Below are 20,628 nucleotides of genomic sequence, written 5' to 3'. Positions count from 1 at the left end.
CTTGAGGGTCATCAAGATATATTTAGAGGCAGAAAATATAATTCGAATCGTGGTTACATTTTCTATGGGTGCTAACATTTAGGCTACGGGGGTGTGCCGTTAGAGCCCATAATACTAATAACTTTATCAGGAGCATAAACATGTTTAAGAACCTTTTTGCTAACCTGCAAAAAGTTGGTAAGTCTCTGATGCTACCAGTATCGGTACTACCAGTTGCAGGTATTCTACTTGGGGTAGGTGCTGCTAACCTAGGCTTCATTCCAGATGTGGTTTCAAACCTAATGGAACAAGCTGGTGGTTCAGTATTCGGCCAAATGGCACTGCTATTTGCTGTAGGTGTTGCACTAGGCTTTACTAACAACGACGGTGTTGCAGGTCTTGCAGCTATCGTTGGTTACGGCATCATGACCGCTACGCTTAGCGTAATGGCTGGTGTTATGGGCGTTGAAAAAATCGATACAGGTGTACTAGGTGGTATCCTTGTCGGTGGTGTGGCTGCTTGGGCATTCAACCGTTTCTTCAAGATTCAACTTCCAGAATACCTTGGCTTCTTCGCTGGTAAGCGTGCTGTGCCAATCATCACTGGTTTCACTGCTATTGCACTAGGTATCATCCTATCTATCGTATGGCCACCAATCGGTGCTGCTATCGGTGCATTCTCTCACTGGGCTGCAGAGCAAAACCCACAACTAGCATTCGGTATCTACGGTGTTGTTGAGCGTTCTCTAATCCCATTCGGTCTACACCACGTTTGGAACGTACCATTCTTCTTCGAAGCTGGTACTTGTGTGAACGCTGCAGGCGAAACTCAAAACGGCGTACTAACTTGTTACCTAGTTGCAGACGAAGCGTCTCGTGCTGCTGGTAATGGCTTCGGTCAGCTAGCGGGTGGTTACATGTTCAAGATGTTCGGTCTACCAGCTGCTGCAATCGCTATTGCACACTGTGCTAAACCAGAGAACCGCGCGAAAGTTATGGGTATCATGGCTTCTGCTGCTCTAACATCGTTCCTAACAGGTATCACTGAGCCAATCGAATTCTCATTCCTATTCGTTGCTCCAGTACTATACGGAATTCACGCTCTACTAGCTGGTTCTGCATACGTTGTTGCGAACACTCTAGGTTTTGTACACGGTACTTCATTCTCGCACGGTCTAATCGACTTCCTAGTTCTGTCTGGTAACTCTCAGAAGATTGGTCTGATGATTGGTGTTGGTCTAGTATACGCTGCAATCTACTACTTCGTATTCCGCGCTGTAATCACTGCGATGGACCTTAAGACTCCTGGTCGTGAAGACGAGACTGAAGAAACAGGCGCAGCAGTATCTGGCAACGAAATGGCTGGTGAACTAGTAGCAGCATTCGGTGGCAAAGCTAACATCACAGGTCTAGATGCATGTATCACACGTCTACGTGTTGCAGTAGCTGACACTGAAATCGTTGACCAAGACAAGCTTAAGCAACTTGGTGCAGCAGGTGTAGTTGTAGTATCTGGTGGTGTTCAAGCTATCTTCGGTACTAAGTCAGACAACCTGAAAACAGATATGGATGAGTGGATTCGTAACCACGGCTAATTCCTCAATCCAAAGTTAGAAAAGGGAAGCTTAGGCTTCCCTTTTTTTCGTCTGAATGAATGTCTTTAGAGCCTAGTTCTTTTAGTTAGCGCTAAGTCAGACTCCACTCAGATGGCAATAATGAAAACACCATTCCTTCACGCGGCTTGCCGTTAAAGATGTAACGATTCTTCGCAAGGCACTCGAAGGTGGCACCAAGCTTTTCTGCAAATCGATAGCTTGGTTCATTGGCTGGGTCGCAGACTATCTCTAGGCGCGTGAGCAACAGGTGGGCAAAAGCGAACTCTACTAATGCTTCCATAGCCTCTACCGCGTATCCTTTCTGCTGAGCTTTGTCTTTCATCCAATAACCAAGACTGCCCATGTTGAAGGTGTGGTAGAACTCGTTGAGCGCGACCATTCCAAGAAATTCATTGTCGCTTCTTGTGAAAATGGCAAAGCCAAAGGCGTTAGCTTTAACCCAGTTAACGCGTGTTGCTCCGATAAAGTCGAGTGCTTCGGACTCAGTAAATTCTGAATGACACCAATCTATCCATTGATGAAGTGATGGAGAGGTGCATATGGTGTCTGCAAGTATAGGCGCTTCATCTGGCGTCAGAAGGCGCAGGCAAAGCCGTTTGGTGTAGATGGTGTAATTGGTGTTCATAGCTAAAGTATAAACCTAAGTCATGCGCATATAAAAAAGGCCCGCGTTAGCGAGCCCTTTAACTGTGAGTTGGCGTTAGTTTTGTACGCGTCTCACCTGAATGATCATCCCCATCAGTGGATGATCTAGGTAGTGTGTTTCACTACTGCGCATGCGACGCTTTTGGTCGAGGCGGTAATCTTTTAAGAAAGTAAGTGTCTCGCGTTGCGGCTCGATAGAGGCTAAGTTACCAGCGATAACATTGCTGTCTTGGACATCGTCAGATGCTGTGTTCTCTGATAAAGCGTTAGACTCTATTGCATCAGCTGGTGTTTCATCGATAGGCGCGGAGACGATAATCTGCTTGGTACTTGGAGATTTCAGGTCAAGCTGAGCTTCGGCATACAGGTAATGCTGCACGTAGATTTGTAGCTTGCCATCTAGCTCGTACAATGGCTTATCAATAGCGACTTCCGTTACACCATCTACAGGTGAAGAGGTGTTACTGCTGCTTCCCTTTTCAGAGCCATCTGGATAAAACTGAGTGGAAAAGTCTTTGCCTGCGCGGAATCGGAAAACCGGAGCAGAGCCTTTGCCATTATCACCCTGACGCCATGCTTTGTGCATTAGAACGGTGTAACCTGCGTGATTACGTAGCTTAGCCACTTCATCATTTAGCTGGTAAGAAGCCGACGGAAGTGCTTGGACCCCCTTAGACGCACGGTAGCTTGAATCATTTAGGGAACCAGCGCGACTAAAGTCGATGTCTGGCATATCATTTGGCCATGACTCATTGACCTTTTCAGGATTGACGGCGCGCTTAAAAACGATCACTTCTATGTCAAATTGTCTCTGTGCCAAACTTGGCATCGAAACCAATAGCATTAGCAGTGGGATCAGCTTTTTCATTGTTTCTCCATAGATGGCCACTGTCGATGAGTGGGACCCAGTATATCAATTAATACAAAGTGTTGCCGAAACAATTTGTGGCATTCGCCTTCATTATGTTTCGGCAAGTCTCTACCTAGTCATAAAATTAAGCTGGCATTCGATTCGCTTCAAATTCATCCAGCATGCTGTTTAGGTAGCTCAAACGCTTACGGCGGTCGGTCAACGTTTCGATAAACTTGAATTTCGTTGGTCCTTCCATTGCAAACTTGGTTGGTTGCGCTTGAAGTAGTTTAACCAAGAAGGCTGGGTTAATGTCAGCGTCTGGATAAAACTCAATATAGCCGCCTTTCTCATGGGCTTCTACTTTCTTCACTTTAAGGTCACCACCACGAAGTTTCATTTTAGCGACTTCAAGCAAGTGTTTGGCGGCGTCCGGAAGAAGACCAAATCGATCGATAAGCTCAACCTTGAGTTCATTCAGTTCATCTTCATTACCCACGCTAGCAATACGCTTGTACATTGACAGACGTGTGTTGATGTCAGGAATATAATCATCAGGGAGCAAGGCTGGAATACGAAGTTCAACTTCGGTCTGCTCGCGCAAGAGATCATCTAATGATGGCTCTTTGCCTTCTTTTAACGCCTCTACCGCTTGCTCTAGCATCTCCATGTAAAGTGAGAAGCCAACGGATTGAATCTGACCACTTTGCTCGTCACCCAACAGTTCACCTGCGCCGCGGATCTCTAAATCGTGAGTCGCGAGCGTGAATCCAGCGCCAAGATCTTCCAATGAAGCAATGGCATCGAGACGCTTCACGGCGTCTTTGGTCATGGCTTTTGGATGTGGCGTCAGAAGGTAAGCGTAGGCCTGATGATGGGAGCGACCCACTCGTCCACGAAGCTGATGAAGCTGGGCCAGACCTAGGTTGTCTGCGCGGTCCATGATAATTGTGTTCGCGGTCGGAACGTCGATACCCGTTTCAATGATCGTCGTACAGACTAGCAGGTTAAAGCGCTGATGATAGAAGTCATTCATGACGCGCTCTAGCTCGCGTTCACGCATTTGGCCATGTGCAACGGTTACTCGTGCTTCTGGGACCAACTTTTCAAGATCGGCTGCGACTTTTTCTATGGTTTCCACTTGATTGTGAAGGAAGTAAACCTGACCACCACGCATGATCTCACGCAGTATCGCTTCTCGCACTACACTGTCTTCGCTTTGTCGAACAAAGGTCTTAATAGCAAGGCGGCGAGCAGGCGGGGTGGCAATGATTGAAAGATCACGCATTCCACTCATGGCCATATTGAGTGTTCTCGGAATCGGTGTCGCGGTGAGAGTAAGGATGTCCACATCCGCACGCATGGCTTTCACTTTCTCTTTTTGACGAACGCCAAAGCGGTGCTCTTCATCGACGATAAGTAGCCCAAGGTCCTTAAACTGGATGTCACTTGATAATAGCTTGTGCGTGCCGACTACAATATCTACTTTGCCGTCAGCCACATCTTGAAGAATGGCTTTTTGCTCTTTCGCCGACTTAAAGCGTGACAGTACCTCGACTCGAATAGGCAGATTTGCAAATCGATCGCGGAAGTTCTCAAAGTGTTGTTGTGCAAGTAGTGTCGTTGGGACCAATACCGCTACCTGCTTACCATTGTCGGTTGATACAAATGCAGCACGCATGGCGACTTCTGTTTTACCAAAGCCAACATCACCACAGACGAGTCGGTCCATTGCCTTTGGCTGGCACATATCTGACATGACCGCATTGATTGCCTGTGCTTGGTCATCGGTTTCCTCAAACGGGAATCCAGCCTTGAATGTCGCGTATTGGTCGCGATCCAGTTTAAACTTGTAGCCTGGCTTAAGCTCTCGCTTAGCATAGACATCAAGTAGCTCTGCAGCGACGTCTCGAACTTTCTCCGCGGCTTTGCGGCGCGCCTTCGCCCAAGCTTCACCACCGAGTTTGTGGAGCGGTGCGGACTCTTCAGCGCCACCTGAATAACGTCCTATAAGGTTCAGAGAGGCCACTGGTACGTAGAGCTTGGCGTCGTTTTGGTATTCTAACGTCACGTACTCGGTCGTCATGCCACCGGCTTCTAGGGTTTGTAAGCCCACATAGCGGCCGATGCCGTGGTCGATGTGTACCACCGGCTGTCCCGGTTTGAGCTCAGCGAGGTTACGTATGACAGTGTCACTGTTTATCGAGCGCTTTTCTTTTTTGCGACGCTGAATAACGCGATCGCCAAGCATGTCACTCTCACAGATGAATGCAAACTTATCTCGGAAGCTGAATCCGTGCTCACACTGTCCGATAATCAGGGTAAAGCGCTCATTGCTTTTTAGTGCATCGTGCAAGCTAGATTGCTCGACAGGACGAAGCTTGATTCGGTGCAACAGTTCTAAAAGCGCCTCACGTCGGCCTTCTGACTCAACAGAGAAGATGATCTTGCCCGTAAACTGCTCAGTGAACTGACGAATTTGCGCCATCGGCTCTTTTAACTGATGTTGAACCGTGATGTCAGGAAGAGCTTGAACTGGCGTATTGTCACGTCCTGCCTTTTGTTCAACTTCTTCGATATGGCATTGGAGTTGAGGGTATTGTTTTAGCTGAGCAAAGAACTCGTCTTTTTCGAGCCACAGCGCCTTAGGTTCGAGTAGCGGGCGCAGTGGGTCGACTTTTCTTTGTTCGAAACGCGTATCGACATCAGCCAAAAAGTGATCGACGGCACTTTCAATATCACCCACCATGACGATCTTAGATTCTTCGCTGATATAGTCGAACAAGGTCTCGGTATGGTCAAAAAACAGTGGTTGCCAATACTCAATACCAGCAGGCCACGTGCCTTTACTGACCTGCATATACACAGACTCTGGCTCACGTCTCGCATCAAATTGCTGACGCCAGCGGGTACGAAACTCTTCAATGGCATCTTTGGTTGTTGGGAACTCATGTGCCGGAAGAAGACGGATCTCTTCAATATCCTCGATGGAGCGCTGATTTTCTGGATCAAAGGTTCGAATCGTGTCGATTTCATCATCGAAAAAGTCGATACGATAGGGCGCTGAACTTCCCATCGGGAAAAGGTCGAGAATCGAACCTCGGCTGGCATATTCACCTGGTCCAAAGACTTGGTCAACATGGCGATATCCAGAGTTTTCAAGCTGCACTCTTAGCTTATCGAGAGAGAATAGATCGCCCGTTTTTACCATGAGTGTGTGTTGCAACAAAAAGTCTCTTGGACTCTGTCTTTGTAGCAAAGTGCTGACCGGAACTATCGTTATGCCCGCGCCCTGCTGAGGGAGGGAATACAAGCGAGCGATACGATCAGAGATAATATCTTGGTGTGGCGAGAAGTTGTCGTAAGGGAGCGTTTCCCAATCGGGGAATAGTGCTACATCGCCACAGTAGAACTGTTCGAGCTCACCTTGAAGCTTTAAGGCCATTTGTGGATCGGGGACCACCAATAAGGTGTGCTGCTTATGCGCACTGGCATGTTCACCGATCGATAGCGCAAGTGCGCCACCTATTAGGTTACCTAAGTGTTTTTTGTCACCTTTGCCTTGTGGGGCATTGAGTGGAAGTAGGGGAGAATAGCTCATAACGTATTAGTTTTTTTCTCTGTCTAGCGAGCGTTGACGCAGCAGTTTTTGTTGCTGGTGTAAGGCTGCTTTTATGAGTAGATCTTGGTGTTCTTCAAGAATACGAACGAATGAAAGTGTCACGAGATAACCTTCATCTTGATGTTCTATGTTGGTCACTTCACCGTAGCAGTAGACACCTGAAGGTGGGTGATCGAGAAACAGTTTGAGTCTAGTGTACTGTCCTAGTTGAAGTTCATCGCGACTAATGTAGGTCAACTGACTGGCACCGAAGCTTTTGGTAATGTGCCTTAGCGCAGGCTCATCTTGCTGAGCAATCATGTAATTGAGTAGAAGGTTCAGCTTGTTGTTTTGCTGCTCGATCAACTCTGCGACGTGTTTTAAATTGTGTTGGTTGAGTTCGTGCTGCGCGGCATCTGTTTTTTGGTCTAGTTGACTAAACTCACTCGATGCGACAAAAGAAGCGGGAATCTCGGCAATATAGTCCGTTAATTCAGGGAGTGCAGAGCCTACTTTGAGTGGCTCAATGTTCGCCTTAAGCGGTCCATTTACGGTGAAGAAGTCGTCTTGCTGCATAATTTTTCCCTAATTAACATCCATTAATTATCTCTGGGTATACGTGAGTTATCAAGAAAAGGGCAGATGAATTCCGCAAAAGTCAGTAATTTAAAAGGAAAATGACATCCAGGGCTACAACCCTGACACTTTTCTGGTTACATTAACTGGTAGATTTCTTTCTATGGCGAACACTATGTTTCACCCCTTGCCAATATTTATTGGACTGCGTTACCTCAGAGGTCGTTCTGGCGACCGATTCAGTCGATTTGTTTCCTATATGTCCACCGCCGGTATCACCATTGGTGTTTTATCGCTTGTGACTGTGCTATCAGTGATGAACGGGTTTGAAGCCCAACTCAAAGGTCGCATTTTAGGCGTATTGCCCCAAGCGGTAATCAGTCATGAATCGGGTCGTGTCGATCTTGATAACAAACCGACGGAGCTTCTGTCCGCTTATCCGTCCAGCCAACCGGAAGTACCTATTGTACGCAGTGAAGCTGTGCTGCAGAGTCATCAAGGGCTCTCTGCTGCACTCATGATCGGTATTGAGCCTAACAGCGACGATCCTATTCGTTCGAGAATTGTCAGCGGCAGTGTCGAGCGCTTAGCTGCGGGTAAATACCAGGTGTTGTTGGGTCATAGCCTTGCGCGTGAACTGGATGTACGGGTGGGTGACAAAGTCCGTTTGATGGTCACAAGCGCGAGCCAGTATACGCCACTTGGAAGAATACCGAGTCAGCGTATGTTTACGGTAGCGGGTTTATACAGTACCGGTTCGGATGTCGATAGTCAGTTGGTCGTGACGCATATTTCTGATGCCGCCAAGCTGATGCGCTATAAGTCGAATCAAGCGAGTGGCTGGAGATTGTTTTTCGATGACCCGTTTGTGGTTTCCCAGCTCAGTGAACAACCACTACCAGAAGGCTGGAGTTGGAGTGATTGGCGTGAGCAGCGCGGAGAGTTGTTCCAAGCGGTACGCATGGAGAAAAACATGATGGGACTGATGTTGGGGCTTATCATCGGAGTTGCCGCATTTAATATTATTTCAGCGCTCATTATGGTCGTCATGGAGAAGCAGTCAGAGGTTGCCATTCTTAAGACCCAAGGAATGAGTGACAGACAAGTGCTGTGTATCTTTATGGTTCAAGGCGCCAGCAGTGGCGCAGTTGGTGCGATTGTCGGTGGCGTGTTAGGTGTGATTTTGGCAAGCAATCTAAATAGCTTGCTTGATGCAATGGGCGTCGCACTGTTTAGTTTTGGCGGTCAGCTGCCAGTGGTCATCAACCCTTATCAAATTATTGTCGTCGTGGTGTGTGCCGTGTTGCTCAGCTTAGCCGCGACGTTATTCCCTTCTTACCGAGCATCGTCAGTGAAACCCGCAGAGGCCCTTAGATATGAGTAATCCGTTAATCGCGTGTCGTAATATTCGCAAAACCTACCACGACGGCGCTGTTGATACTGAGGTATTGAAAGGGGTCAGCTTTGACATCGCTAGTGGTGAACTGGTGTCCATTATTGGCTCGTCCGGTTCGGGTAAATCAACTCTGCTTCATGTATTGGGTGCATTGGATGAGGCAACAGAAGGCAGTGTTGAATTCCAAGGGCAGTCTCTTTTAGATATGGGAAGTAATCAGCAAGCTAAGCTTCGCAATCAGCATCTAGGGTTTGTCTATCAGTTCCATCATCTTTTAAGTGACTTTACCGCTGTAGAGAATGTTGCAATGCCACTACTTATCGGCGGTGCCAAAGTGAGCAGTGCGAAACAAGAAGCCAGAGAGCTTCTTGAAAGAGTAGGGTTACAGCATCGACTCGACCATAGACCGTCAGAGTTGTCTGGTGGTGAGCGTCAACGTGTGGCAATTGCGAGAGCCTTGGTCAACAAGCCCGATCTCGTGCTCGCAGATGAGCCGACTGGTAACTTGGATCATGCAACGGCGCTGTCTATTTACGATTTGATGAGAACTCTGAATCGCGAGTATGGCACTGCGTTTCTTGTTGTCACACACGATAATGAGCTCGCTTCGAAGATGGACAAACAACTACATATGCAAGATGGTCTGCTGGTGGATGCAGCGACAGTCAGCGCGTAAGACGAGGAGCAATCGTGTCACTATCGTTTTTCATTGGTAAGCGATTTAGCAAAGCCAAGCAGCGTAACAAAATGGTGTCGTTCATCTCCATGTCTTCAATCGTTGGCATCGCAGTTGGTGTAGCGGTTATTGTGATTGGTCTTTCTGCCATGAACGGCTTTGAACGTGAACTTAAAAACCGGGTACTGTCGGTTATCGCCCATGGTGAGTTTGAAGGTGTGAATGCACCGATTCAAAACTGGCAGAATGTCGTCGATGCCTCGCTCAACCACAAACGTGTTGAAGGCGCTGCGCCCTATGTCAGACTGACGGCTCTCGTTGAAAAGGGGAGTCAACTCAAAGCGGTTGAGCTAAGAGGCGTGACACCTGAGCTAGAAAGTCAGGTGTCGACGTTGCCTAGCTTCGTTTCAGAGCAGTCATGGAACGCGTTTAAACCGGGTGAGCAGCAAGTTATATTAGGGCAGGGCGTCGCGCAGCAAGTCGGGGTCTCCGTTGGTGATTATGTGACCTTGATGATCCCAACGACTGGAGATACCAGTAAGGTTCAGTCGCCAAGACGAGTGCGAGTAAAAGTCACGGGATTACTTGAGCTTAACGGACAGATCGATCACAGCCTAGCCATAGTCCCACTTGAGGATGCGCAAGGTTATGCGAGGCTTGGAGAAAGCGTCACTGGCGTCTCCATAAAGGTAGACAATGTGTTTGATGCACCGCTCATTGTCCGCGAAATCGGTAATACGCTAACGGAGTACGTTTACCTTCGTAGCTGGAAGCAGAAGTATGGATTTCTGTATCGCGATATCCAGTTAGTACGAACTATCATGTATTTAGTGATGGTTCTGGTTATCGGTGTCGCTTGCTTCAATATTGTGTCGACGCTCATGATGGCGGTAAAAGATCGCGCTTCCGAAATCGCTATTCTGCGTACTATGGGGGCGAGTGATGGCCTGATTAAGCGTATCTTTATTTGGCAAGGCGTATTCTCTGGCGTCGTTGGTAGTGTGATTGGAGGCATATTGGGCAGCCTCGTTGCACTTAATTTAACGCCAATTGTATCTGGATTAGAAAACTTGCTCGGGCATCAGTTCTTGTCTGGAGACATCTACTTTGTCGATTTTCTGCCGTCACAATTGATTTGGAATGACGTGCTCTTGGTTTCTGGGACTGCGACATTACTCAGCTTGATAGCAACCTGGTACCCTGCGATGAAAGCGAGTCAGCTTAATCCAGCCACAGTCCTGAGTGCCAAGTAGAGATTAGACGAAACGACGAGGTAGTGATTTCCCCTTGTCCAGATAGCAAAAAGGACCACTTGATGTGGTCCTTTTTTAATGCTTACAAACTTATCAGTTTCAGCCGAGTTGGTGGTTCATCGCACAACGGCTCGAGTGTTTTGTTTTGCCGCCAAGATACGTTTAACGTGTTGAGCGTTGTTGCCAGCTACGAACCACTGAATATCGCCAAAGTCCTCGTATTCCAAAGTAACCGGCTATGGCGGCCACGGTGCCACAGATCGCACAGCCCAGTAGGAAAGGGGGACCTATGGTGCTCATCTGGTCTGATAGATATTGCCACGATAGTTCAAAGTGAAAGGGCTGTGGCGGAGTGTTCATACAGAACGCGCCCACCTTATAGGCAAAGTAAAACAGTACCGGCATGGTAACAGGATTACTGATCCACACTAAAGCGACCGATAGCGGCAGGTTGACGCCGAAAAGAATAGCGAGTCCGGCTGCCATGATCATTTGGCTAGGAAGTGGTACGAAAGCCATAAAAAGACCGACAGCAAAAGCGCCTGCCGCAGAGCGACGGTTTAGACACCATAAGTTCGGGTTGTAGAGGAGGTTGCCGAACACTTTCAATGCCTTTTGTTTTTTGATCATCTCGTGATCAGGCATGAAACGTTTAATGAACTTTCTTGGCATAGGGAAATATGGCTCTGTTAACAGGTATCGCAGTCCCACTCAGCTACTCGTTAGTGATGATTAGCGCTGTATGGTGGCCTGAGATGCCGAGTATTTTCTGGTTAATTCCTACATGCTGTACATGCATCGCCTGTTTGCTAAAGCGTCGCTGGGTGCTGTCAGCAGTATTCGCCGCAATGTCCGTGGCTTTGATACAAGGGAATCTTTTCAAGTACCAATCCGAGGTACTTTTCCGATTTGGCACAGATATTACCATAAAAGCACGAGTTGACAGCTATTTTAAAAAATAAGTCATGGCTATGAAGTACATGCAACGATAACGGCTATTAACGGACACCCAATCCCTTCATTTAAGGCACCTAAAGTTCGCCTCAGAACGCCTTTTGCATTAGAAGCAGGGGCCACGTTCTTTGGACCTATTCAGCTTAAGCGCCTATCTGGCGTCCTTAATCAAGTAGGATTTGACCGCGAGAAACATGCTTTTTCTCAAGGTATAGTCGGTATTGCTACTTTAGCCAATAAAAAGCATAGTTTTTCTGTTTCTAAATATCACTGGCGAGCAAACGCTCATGACGCCGTGAAAGCAGCAACAGAAAACAGTCCTTTTCAAGGTTTGTATCTCGCGCTGGTGTTCGGCGATCGAAGCATGCTACCAATAGAGCAAAGAAAGTCCTTACAGCAAAGCGGCCTCTCGCACCTAATTGCGATATCTGGTTTGCATATTGGTGTCATTTTCGGAATGGGGTATTGGGTAGCGAAGTCGCTTATGTCGTTTCTCAAGTTGGTTCTGCCCTATAAGCTAGGTTCAAATCTGGTTCACAGTGGCCAATTCTGGTCATTGAGTATTGGTTTGCTATTCGCGTATTGGTACTGCGCACTCGGTTTTTTCGCAATCTCAACGGTTCGCGCCTTGATAATGCTTGGAATTTTATCGCTACTACTATTAACGCAAGTGCGAATTCATCGACTCATGGTGCTGTTGGTTAGCGCAGCTGTCGTCCTGACATTGGTTCCTTTTTCCGCTGCGAGCATGAGCTTTTGGCTCTCTTTTTTTGCAGTCGGCGCATTGCTACTGACGCTAACCCTACTAGGTAAAACGCGAGGTGTGATAGCGATTGTAAGCCTACACTTGGTGTTGTCGGGGCTTTTTATCCCATTAATCGGTTTCCTGTTTCATGGCATACCACTACTCAGTGCCGCATACAACTTTGTGTTTGTACCTTGGTTTAGTTTTTGTATTGTCCCGCTCACCCTATTAGCGGCTGCCATCAATATGATGGGTTTCAGTTCAGATTGTTTGTGGTTTTTACTCGATCAAGCGCTGCTACCCTTAGATTTATTACTTCCCTATGCGTCCTCGTTTTGGACCCCGATAGTTCACAATGACTTGATGTTCGTGGTTGTCTTGTTGGTGATCGTTCTGTGTTTCAAGTGGCTTTCTACTTCGATGATTACGGTAGTGTTTTTAGTGTCCGCAGTTCAATATTCTATGATGCATCGAGAAGAGAAAGTCAGTGTTCACTTTCTCGATGTGGGCCATGGATTGTCAGTAGCGATTGTTCAGGGTGACGAAGCGGTCGTTTACGACACAGGAAGGGCGACCCCTACCTTTTCGATGGCTGAAGTAGTGCTGATTCCAAATCTTAGGGCGTTAGGAGTAAAGAGACTGGAAGGCTTGATCTTGAGCCACGCCGACAATGACCATGCGGGTGGTGAAGCTGACCTAAAACAGAACATGGCCCCAAGGTGGATACGTCGTCCAGAGGGCGGTAGTCAGGTCAACTCTTGTATCAGAGGTGAACGATGGAAATGGGGCGCCGTTGACTTTGAGGTGTTGTGGCCTCCTGCAAAAGTGACACGCGCTTACAATCCTCATTCCTGTGTAATCTTAGTCACGTATCAAGAAACAGATCGAACATACCGTTTGCTGCTGACGGGCGATATAGAGAAGGTGAGTGAAATCCTTCTTTCTCGTGAACTTGAACCTCTATCTATTGATGTGATGAGCGTGCCTCACCATGGCAGCAAAACATCTTCTTCAAGATATCTTCATCAAACGATAGATGCTGACTATGCAGTGGCATCGAACCAGTTTGATTCAAGGTGGCAATTGCCCAGTCCAGTCGTTCGAGAACAATATCAAAACAATGGCAGTATTTGGTATGAAACTGGGCGAACCGGACAAGTCTCATTCCAGTTTATTGGTCAAGAAATCATCGTTTCCACCGCGAGGTCAGATTACCTAGCGCCTTGGTATAGGCAGATGTTACGAAGCAGAGTAGAATGAGAGGATAGATAAAGTAAATCGATAAAGAATTATGTCGCAAAATCAAGATGAAACAACGCTGCAGACGTTTAAGCGTTTATGGACTTACATTCGTGAGTATAAAACGGGTCTAGCCGTTGCGGTTGTCGCACTAATTATCAATGCGGTCGCAGATACGTACATGATATCGCTTTTAAAGCCGCTTTTGGATGAAGGCTTTGGTGATGTAGAGTCCAATTTCTTGAAGGTTCTACCTCTGATTATTCTCGGCATGATGTTTATCCGCGGACTATCTGGTTTTGTCTCGACGTACTGCTTAAGTTGGGTCTCTGGCAAGGTGGTTATGCACCTCAGAAGAGGGATATTTAACCACTTTATGCATATGCCGGTCTCCTTTTTCGACAAGGAGTCAACGGGTGGTTTGCTGTCTCGCATAACTTATGATTCAGAACAGGTTGCAGGGGCGACGAGTAGCTCGCTGGTTAGTATCGTTCGTGAGGGTGCGAGTATCATCGGCCTGCTAGTCTTGATGTTTTGGAGCAGTTGGCAGTTATCGCTCGTGCTGCTCGTCGTCGCGCCAGTTGTTGCGTGGGCGATTCAAGTGGTTTCCAAACGTTTTCGCAAGATCTCCGTCAACATGCAGACCTCAATGGGTCATATGACGACTTCGGCAGAGCAGATGCTAAAGGGACACAAGGTTGTTCTGAGTTACGGTGGTCAACAAATCGAGAAAACGCGTTTTGATGAAATGAGTAATCAAATGCGTCAGCAAACCATGAAAATGGTTGCTGCATCGGCGATTGCTAACCCTGTAATTCAAATGATCGCCTCATTGGCGTTAGTTGCCGTTCTTTTCCTAGCTAGTTTTGATGAAGTTCGTGAGCAGCTTACGGCGGGTACCTTTACTGTTATTTTCTCAGCAATGTTCTCATTGATGCGTCCTCTGAAAGCCCTAACCGGTGTGACGGCTGACTTCCAACGTGGTATGGCTGCGAGCCAAACTTTGTTCAATCTCATGGATTTGGACACTGAGCGCGATAATGGGACCAAAGAAATCACACGAGCTAAGGGTGAACTGTCGGTTAAAGATGTGACCTTCACTTATGAAGGTAGCGAAAAGCCCGCCCTGCGCAATGTAAGCTTCGATCTACCTGCTGGTAAGACGCTTGCACTGGTCGGTCGTTCGGGCTCTGGTAAGAGTACTATTGCTAACCTATTTACTCGTTTCTACGATGTCGATAGTGGCACTATCGAGCTGGATGGTCACAATATCGAAGATATTAAGCTAACCAATCTCCGTCAGCACTTTGCGCTGGTTTCTCAGAACGTTCACCTGTTCAACGATACGATTGCCAATAACATTGCGTACGCGACAGATGGTCAGTATTCTCGTGAGCAAATTGAGCATGCCGCAACCTTGGCCCATGCTATGGAGTTCATTAATAACCTTGATGACGGTTTAGATACCGTGATAGGCGAGAACGGTGCAAGCCTTTCGGGCGGTCAGCGTCAACGTATCGCTATCGCGCGTGCCTTGCTTCGAGATGCGCCTGTCCTTATTTTGGATGAGGCAACATCGGCGCTCGATACTGAATCTGAGCGAGCCATTCAGTCTGCTCTTGATGAGCTTCAGAAAGATAAAACAGTGCTGGTGATTGCGCACCGTCTATCCACTATTGAAGAAGCGGATGAAATTCTTGTCGTTGACGAAGGTGAAATTATCGAGCGAGGCGACCATAAGACCCTAATTGAGCATCAAGGTGCGTATGCGCAATTACACAAAATCCAGTTTGGTGATCACTAGTGATAGACAAACTGTGGTTCGGTAATCATCCACTTCGCTTTATATTGTGGCCGCTGCTGTGGCCACTAAGCCAACTGTACTTGTTGGTGAGTACTCGTCGACGTCGCGCTTACGAATCAGGGAGTAAACCTCGCTACAAAGCCAAGGTGCCCGTTATCGTTGTGGGTAATATTACTGCCGGTGGTAATGGAAAAACCCCCCATGGTTGTTTGGTTGGTTGAGCACTTGGTACGCCAAGGCAAGCGCCCCGGTGTTGTTTCTCGAGGCTATGGTGGTAAAGCAGCGCATTATCCATTAATGGTGACCTCTGAGACGTTACCCTCAGAGTGTGGCGATGAACCAAAGCTAATCTTCGAGCGCACTCAAGTTCCCGTTTGTGTCGACCCGGTTAGAGCGAATGCAACGAAACAGCTTGAGTCATTGGGTGTCGATGTCATTATCACCGATGATGGGCTCCAGCATTACGCACTCGACCGCGCTTTTGAAATCATCGTAATCGATGGGGTAAGGCGCTTTGGCAACCAGCAAGCCATCCCGTTGGGTCCGATGAGAGAGTCGCTTTCTAGGCTAGATGAGGTTGACCTTAAAGTCGTCAACGGCGGACCGAATTCGCAGCAATTACAAATAAACTCAGAAAAGCGTTTTGTCCTTTGTCCGGACACAGCCGTGAATCTAGTGACGGGAAAAACCGCATCCATTTCTGAGTTGGGTTCGTTAGCCGCATTCGCTGGCATCGGACACCCTCCACGTTTTTTTGACACCTTAGAAAAGTTGGGCGCAAGCTTGGCCAAAACACAAGGCTTTGCCGATCATCAAGCGTTTGATGCCCAGAAGCTCGCCGAACTCAGTGTGGGTGTCGATAATGTCATTATGACAGAGAAAGATGCGGTGAAATGCCGCTCGTTTTCAAAGGACAATTGGTGGTATTTGCCAGTGTCAGCTCAATTTACCGAGCAAGATAGCCAGCAAATACTTCTAGAAATCAATAAGGTAATAGAAAGTTATGGATCACAGACTGCTTGAGATCGTGGCATGCCCAGTATGTAAAGGGAAGCTAACATTCGACAAAGATAGACAGGAGCTTATCTGTAAGCTAGACCGATTGGCTTACCCAATCAAAGAAGGGATTCCAGTGTTGCTTGAACCTGAAGCAAGACAGATGAGCATGGAAGAGGGTCGATAGATGGCATTCACGGTTATCATCCCAGCTCGATATAGCTCCTCGCGTCTTCCAGGTAAGCCTTTGGCAGACATTTGCGGCAAACCAATGGTGCAGCATGTTTATGAGCGTGCTGTTGAGTCGGGTGCTGACCGAGTCATTGTTGCCACTGATGACGTGAGAATTGAATCAGCGGTTCAAGCATTTGGTGGAGAAGTCTGTATGACCTCCCCAGATCATCAATCGGGCACTGAACGCTTAGCGGAAGTGGTTGAGCTAATGGGCATTGAGCCTGAACACACTATCGTGAATGTTCAAGGCGATGAGCCGTTAATACCGGCAAGTATTATTAAGCAGGTCGCGGACAATCTGCAATCGAGCCAGGCGCCGATGGCGACGCTTGGTGTAACGATTGAGGATGAGGAAGAGGTATTCAACCCAAATGCTGTAAAGGTTGTCACCGACCAAAATGGCTTCGCCCTTTACTTCAGTCGTGCCACCATTCCCTGGGATCGTGATGCGTACGCCTCAGAGCCGAAGTCGACTGCGACAAGCCCTCTAATGCGCCATATTGGCATTTATGCGTATCGAGCAGGCTTTATCAACACCTACATCAATTGGGCGCCAAGTGCGCTTGAGAAGATTGAATCTCTAGAGCAGCTCCGTGTGCTTTGGTATGGTGAGCGTATTCACGTCGAACTAGCAAAAGAGGCTCCCCCTGCAGGTGTCGATACGCCAGAAGATCTTGATAAAGTGCGAGTACTTTTGTCGAAGTAATGTTTGAAAACGCCGCTGGAATCAACGGCGTTTTTTTAGTCTAGCTGCGTAACAGGGATCTCTTTCCATTCGCCAGGTTGCAACTCATCTAGGCTGAACCTCCCCATTTTCGCGCGAATTAATCTAAGCGTCGGGAAACCAATATGTGCGGTCATACGGCGCACCTGACGATTTCGCCCTTCAATGATAGTGACACTTAACCAAGTCGTTGGAATATTCGCACGAAAACGCACAGGAGGGTGTCGCTCCCAAACCATAGGGGCGTCCATGCGTTCGATTTTGGCAGGAAGTGTCGGCCCATCTTTCAGCGTCACGCCACTTCTTAGCTTGTCTAACTCTGTTTCGGATGGATCACCGTCGACTTGCACCCAATAGGTCTTTTCAGACTTTGATTGAGGTTGCGTGAGTCTTGCCTGCAAGACGCCATCGTTGGTCAGCACCATTAAACCTTCGCTATCGCGATCAAGTCGGCCTGCGGCGTAAACATCTTTTATCGGGATGTAGTCTGCGAGCGTTTTTCTTCCCTCCCCATCAGTAAACTGACTTAAGGTGTCGTAGGGCTTATTGAACAGAATCACTTTTCTTTCACTCGGGGCAGGTCGCTTCTTTTCGGTCCGCTTTGGGTTGCCTGAACGACGTTTTTGATTCGCCCTTTGACCATGACTTTTTTGTTTGAATTGACTCGATGAAGAACGCGAAACACGTTGGGAGCCCTTACGCGTTGTTTTAATCGTCATGTTAACTACCTTGCAAAAATGTAAACGAACTGTGTGGTTTAGTTTTGTCTACGGGTGTTTTGAGCTATCATGAGCGCGCTCAAAAACAGGAATAACGCACAAGATAATAGACTAATTGACCAATTTTGTTTAATTATAAGTGCTTAGGATTTCGTTTGACTGAACAAAACTACGCCAAAACGATGAGTTTTCATCTGCAGTTGTCTTAGGTTTGCTCTCGAGTTGGTGTCCAGTCAAAACGTTTACGCCGTCCAAATGGAGGCGTTAATTGATAAAGGGTGCTCAGCCCGATTAGAACGATAGGGAAATTTCATGCCTACAGAAAAGCCGACAATCATCTATACCATTACTGATGAAGCGCCAGCGCTGGCAACATATTCATTGCTACCGATCATTCAGTCATTCACCGCGTCTTCAGGTATTGATGTTGAAACAAGAGATATTTCACTAGCAGGGCGTATCATTGCCAACTTCCCTGACTATCTCAAAGAAGAACAACGCATTGGTGATGCGTTAGCAGAGCTTGGCGAACTAGCCAAAACACCAGAAGCAAACATCATTAAACTACCAAACATCTCTGCATCGATTCCTCAGCTACAAGCTGCTATCAAAGAACTTCAAGCGAATGGCTACGATCTTCCAGATTACCCGGAAGAGCCTGCAAATGCAGAGCAAGAAGCCGTTAAAGCGGTTTATGACAAAATTAAAGGCAGTGCTGTAAACCCAGTACTGCGTGAAGGTAACTCAGACCGTCGCGCGCCACTGTCTGTGAAAAATTACGCAAAGAAAAACCCTCACTCAATGGGCGCGTGGGCATCAGATTCTAAGTCTCATGTTTCGAGCATGTCTGATAGCGATTTCTTCGGTAGCGAAAAGTCAGTAACGACGACAAGCGCAACCGATGTGAAGATTCAGTTCACTTCATCAGCAGGTGAGACAAAAGTACTTAAAGAAAAAGTTGCATTACAAGCAGGCGAAATCATTGATGCTTCTGTAATGAATAAAAACGCGCTTGTTGCATTCTTCGAAGAGCAAATTGAAGACGCTAAGAAGCAAGACGTACTACTTTCTCTGCATATGAAAGCGACCATGATGAAGGTATCTGACCCGGTCATCTTTGGTCACGCCGTTAAGGTTTACTACAAAGCGGTATTTGACAAGCATGGCGCGCTTTTCAATGAGCTGGGCGTTGATGTCAATAACGGTATCGGTGATGTGTATGCGAAGATTGCATCATTGCCAGCAGCGCAGAAATCGGAAATTGAAGCTGATCTAGCAGCGGTATACGAGACACAGCCTCCACTGGCTATGGTTGACTCTGATCGTGGTATTACTAACCTGCACGTACCTAGTGACATCATTGTTGATGCATCGATGCCGGCAATGCTGCGCTCTTCTGGGCAGATGTGGGGCCCAGATGGTAAGCAAAAAAGACACGAAGGCGATGATCCCAGATCGCAGCTACGCAAGCATCTATCAAGCGGTTATCGACTTCTGTAAGCAGCACGGTGCGTTCGATCCAACGACGATGGGTAGCGTACCTAACGTGGGCTTGATGGCGCAAAAAGCAGAAGAGTACGGCTCTCACGATAAAACCTTTATTATGAGTGATGCGGGTACGGTTTCTGTCGTTGATGCCGAGGGCAACGTACTTATTGAACAATCCGTTGAGGAAGGCGATATCTTCCGTATGTGTCAGGTGAAAGACGCGCCGATTCAAGACTGGGTTAAGTTGGCGGTAACACGTGCACGCGCTTCAAGCACACCTGCCGTGTTCTGGCTAGACGAAAATCGTGCACACGATGCCGAGCTGATTAAGAAAGTAAATCAGTATCTTCCTCAGCACGACACTGCAGGCCTAGAGATCCACATTAAGGCGCCGCTAGAAGCAACACTATTCTCGCTTGAGCGCATCAAAGAAGGTCTAGACACTATCTCGGTAACAGGTAACGTACTTCGTGACTACCTAACCGATTTGTTCCCAATTCTAGAACTCGGTACGTCAGCAAAAATGCTGTCTATCGTTCCACTGATGAATGGTGGTGGTCTGTTTGAAACTGGTGCTGGTGGCTCTGCGCCTAAGCACGTTCAGCAAGTACAAAAAGAAAACCACCTACGTTGGGATTCTTTGGGTGAGTTCTTAGCCTTAGCAGCTTCTCTAGAGCACCTAGCGGTCGTTTCTGGCAAAGAGAAAGCAAATGTACTCGCGAAAGCTCTAGACTCAGCGACGGGTAAGTTCCTAGACGAAAACAAGTCACCTTCACGTAAAGTGGGTGAGTTAGACAACCGTGGTTCTCACTACTACCTAGCACTTTACTGGGCTCAAGCTCTCGCGGTTCAAACTGAAGATGCAGCATTAGCAGAAGAATTTGCACCGATTGCTGAGCAACTGGCGTCTAACGAAAGCATCATCGTTTCTGAATTGAATAACGCTCAAGGCGTTGCAGGTGATCTTGGCGGCTACTATCAACCGAATGACGCGAAGGCTTCTTCACTAATGCGCCCAAGCGCGACGCTGAATAGCATTATCGGCTAACAGTGACTAGACATAAAAAAACCACCTTCGGGTGGTTTTTTTAATCCTGTGGTCAGTACTTCTGTTGTAACGTTGGATTGGATTT

General features: G+C 47.5%; 15 protein-coding genes and 2 pseudogenes. 10 read left to right on the top strand and 7 right to left on the bottom strand.

All coding sequences use genetic code 11. The features are described 5' to 3' along the window. The first annotated feature begins 140 nt into the window (after nt 1-140). The gene (gene ptsG / locus AC6I8Y_RS11320) at nt 141-1,574 is read left to right on the top strand and encodes a PTS glucose transporter subunit IIBC (RefSeq protein WP_394151663.1); all 1,434 of its coding nucleotides are present in this window, start codon (nt 141-143) and stop codon (nt 1,572-1,574) included. A gap of 91 nt (nt 1,575-1,665) precedes the next feature. Here ptsG and AC6I8Y_RS11315 read toward each other — a convergent pair whose 3' ends face one another. The 4 genes from AC6I8Y_RS11315 to AC6I8Y_RS11300 form a co-directional block, all read right to left on the bottom strand. Then, nucleotides 1,666-2,220: a GNAT family N-acetyltransferase gene (locus AC6I8Y_RS11315; protein ID WP_394151661.1), complete on the bottom strand. Its 555-nt coding sequence runs from the start codon at nt 2,218-2,220 to the stop codon at nt 1,666-1,668. A gap of 75 nt (nt 2,221-2,295) precedes the next feature. Then, on the bottom strand, nt 2,296-3,108 hold the full coding sequence (locus tag AC6I8Y_RS11310) for a peptidoglycan binding protein CsiV (protein ID WP_394151659.1): 813 nt from the start codon (nt 3,106-3,108) through the stop codon (nt 2,296-2,298). A 127-nt stretch (nt 3,109-3,235) separates the two neighbouring features. Continuing rightward, nucleotides 3,236-6,691 (bottom strand): transcription-repair coupling factor, encoded by a 3,456-nt coding sequence (mfd, locus tag AC6I8Y_RS11305; protein ID WP_498020209.1) that lies wholly within the window; start codon nt 6,689-6,691, stop codon nt 3,236-3,238. 6 nt (nt 6,692-6,697) lie between these two features. Then, complete coding sequence (locus tag AC6I8Y_RS11300) at nt 6,698-7,267, bottom strand: PilZ domain-containing protein (RefSeq protein ID WP_252011661.1); 570 nt, start codon at nt 7,265-7,267, stop codon at nt 6,698-6,700. A gap of 175 nt (nt 7,268-7,442) precedes the next feature. Here AC6I8Y_RS11300 and lolC point away from each other — a divergent pair, with 175 nt between their 5' ends. The 3 genes from lolC (at nt 7,443) to lolE (ending at nt 10,592) form a co-directional block, all read left to right on the top strand. Further along, on the top strand, nt 7,443-8,651 hold the full coding sequence (gene lolC, locus AC6I8Y_RS11295; protein ID WP_394151655.1) for a lipoprotein-releasing ABC transporter permease subunit LolC: 1,209 nt from the start codon (nt 7,443-7,445) through the stop codon (nt 8,649-8,651). Continuing rightward, nucleotides 8,644-9,339 (top strand): lipoprotein-releasing ABC transporter ATP-binding protein LolD, encoded by a 696-nt coding sequence (lolD, locus tag AC6I8Y_RS11290; protein ID WP_042476787.1) that lies wholly within the window; start codon nt 8,644-8,646, stop codon nt 9,337-9,339. The genes lolC and lolD overlap by 8 nt, the downstream gene beginning before the upstream one ends. Before the next feature lie 71 nt (nt 9,340-9,410). After that, nucleotides 9,411-10,592, top strand: coding sequence for a lipoprotein-releasing ABC transporter permease subunit LolE (lolE, locus tag AC6I8Y_RS11285; protein ID WP_498021503.1), 1,182 nt, complete (start codon nt 9,411-9,413; stop codon nt 10,590-10,592). 162 nt (nt 10,593-10,754) lie between these two features. Here the strand turns inward: lolE and AC6I8Y_RS11280 are convergent, their stop codons facing one another. Beyond that, a complete protein-coding gene (locus tag AC6I8Y_RS11280) occupies nt 10,755-11,264 on the bottom strand; it encodes a DUF2062 domain-containing protein (RefSeq protein WP_042476794.1) in 510 nt (169 codons plus the stop codon). A 43-nt stretch (nt 11,265-11,307) separates the two neighbouring features. Then, a complete protein-coding gene (locus tag AC6I8Y_RS11275; protein WP_498020208.1) occupies nt 11,308-11,475 on the bottom strand; it encodes a hypothetical protein in 168 nt (55 codons plus the stop codon). Between the two features lie 75 nt (nt 11,476-11,550). Here AC6I8Y_RS11275 and AC6I8Y_RS11270 point away from each other — a divergent pair, with 75 nt between their 5' ends. From AC6I8Y_RS11270 to kdsB, 5 genes and pseudogenes are all read left to right on the top strand, one after another. Further along, nucleotides 11,551-13,551: a DNA internalization-related competence protein ComEC/Rec2 gene (locus AC6I8Y_RS11270; protein WP_498021501.1), complete on the top strand. Its 2,001-nt coding sequence runs from the start codon at nt 11,551-11,553 to the stop codon at nt 13,549-13,551. Nucleotides 13,552-13,582: 31 nt separating this feature from the next. After that, nucleotides 13,583-15,334, top strand: coding sequence for a lipid A ABC transporter ATP-binding protein/permease MsbA (gene msbA, locus AC6I8Y_RS11265; protein WP_234495532.1), 1,752 nt, complete (start codon nt 13,583-13,585; stop codon nt 15,332-15,334). Continuing rightward, a pseudogene (lpxK, locus tag AC6I8Y_RS11260) lies at nt 15,334-16,357 on the top strand (tetraacyldisaccharide 4'-kinase). The gene msbA and the pseudogene lpxK overlap by 1 nt, the downstream one beginning before the upstream one ends. After that, the gene (locus AC6I8Y_RS11255; RefSeq protein ID WP_498020207.1) at nt 16,338-16,517 is read left to right on the top strand and encodes a Trm112 family protein; all 180 of its coding nucleotides are present in this window, start codon (nt 16,338-16,340) and stop codon (nt 16,515-16,517) included. The pseudogene lpxK and the gene AC6I8Y_RS11255 overlap by 20 nt, the downstream one beginning before the upstream one ends. Next, a complete protein-coding gene (kdsB, locus tag AC6I8Y_RS11250; protein ID WP_498020206.1) occupies nt 16,518-17,270 on the top strand; it encodes a 3-deoxy-manno-octulosonate cytidylyltransferase in 753 nt (250 codons plus the stop codon). It abuts the gene before it with no gap. A 35-nt stretch (nt 17,271-17,305) separates the two neighbouring features. Here kdsB and AC6I8Y_RS11245 read toward each other — a convergent pair whose 3' ends face one another. After that, nucleotides 17,306-18,007 carry a pseudouridine synthase gene (locus AC6I8Y_RS11245; RefSeq protein WP_498020204.1) on the bottom strand — a complete coding sequence of 234 codons (702 nt, stop codon included), beginning with the start codon at nt 18,005-18,007 and terminating at the stop codon, nt 17,306-17,308. Nucleotides 18,008-18,319: 312 nt separating this feature from the next. On the opposite strand from AC6I8Y_RS11245, the pseudogene AC6I8Y_RS11240 reads away from it, so the two are divergent. Then, nucleotides 18,320-20,543 (top strand): annotated as a pseudogene (locus AC6I8Y_RS11240) (NADP-dependent isocitrate dehydrogenase). The last annotated feature ends 85 nt before the right edge of the window (nt 20,544-20,628 follow it).

The organism is Vibrio sp. KUL78 (assembly GCF_059725505.1).
This window is presented reverse-complemented; position numbering and strand designations above follow the sequence as displayed.

What these genes read in the sequence shown, in the direction of transcription:
- lolC (WP_394151655.1), top strand. Translation starts at nt 7,443, where the DNA reads ATGTTTCACCCCTTGCCAATATTTATTGGACTGCGTTACCTCAGAGGT.
- AC6I8Y_RS11315 (WP_394151661.1), bottom strand. Translation starts at nt 2,220, where the DNA reads ATGAACACCAATTACACCATCTACACCAAACGGCTTTGCCTGCGCCTT.
- AC6I8Y_RS11300 (WP_252011661.1), bottom strand. Translation starts at nt 7,267, where the DNA reads ATGCAGCAAGACGACTTCTTCACCGTAAATGGACCGCTTAAGGCGAAC.
- msbA (WP_234495532.1), top strand. Translation starts at nt 13,583, where the DNA reads ATGTCGCAAAATCAAGATGAAACAACGCTGCAGACGTTTAAGCGTTTA.
- lolE (WP_498021503.1), top strand. Translation starts at nt 9,411, where the DNA reads ATGGTGTCGTTCATCTCCATGTCTTCAATCGTTGGCATCGCAGTTGGT.
- AC6I8Y_RS11255 (WP_498020207.1), top strand. Translation starts at nt 16,338, where the DNA reads ATGGATCACAGACTGCTTGAGATCGTGGCATGCCCAGTATGTAAAGGG.
- AC6I8Y_RS11310 (WP_394151659.1), bottom strand. Translation starts at nt 3,108, where the DNA reads ATGAAAAAGCTGATCCCACTGCTAATGCTATTGGTTTCGATGCCAAGT.
- lolD (WP_042476787.1), top strand. Translation starts at nt 8,644, where the DNA reads ATGAGTAATCCGTTAATCGCGTGTCGTAATATTCGCAAAACCTACCAC.
- kdsB (WP_498020206.1), top strand. Translation starts at nt 16,518, where the DNA reads ATGGCATTCACGGTTATCATCCCAGCTCGATATAGCTCCTCGCGTCTT.
- ptsG (WP_394151663.1), top strand. Translation starts at nt 141, where the DNA reads ATGTTTAAGAACCTTTTTGCTAACCTGCAAAAAGTTGGTAAGTCTCTG.
- AC6I8Y_RS11245 (WP_498020204.1), bottom strand. Translation starts at nt 18,007, where the DNA reads ATGACGATTAAAACAACGCGTAAGGGCTCCCAACGTGTTTCGCGTTCT.
- AC6I8Y_RS11280 (WP_042476794.1), bottom strand. Translation starts at nt 11,264, where the DNA reads ATGCCAAGAAAGTTCATTAAACGTTTCATGCCTGATCACGAGATGATC.
- mfd (WP_498020209.1), bottom strand. Translation starts at nt 6,691, where the DNA reads ATGAGCTATTCTCCCCTACTTCCACTCAATGCCCCACAAGGCAAAGGT.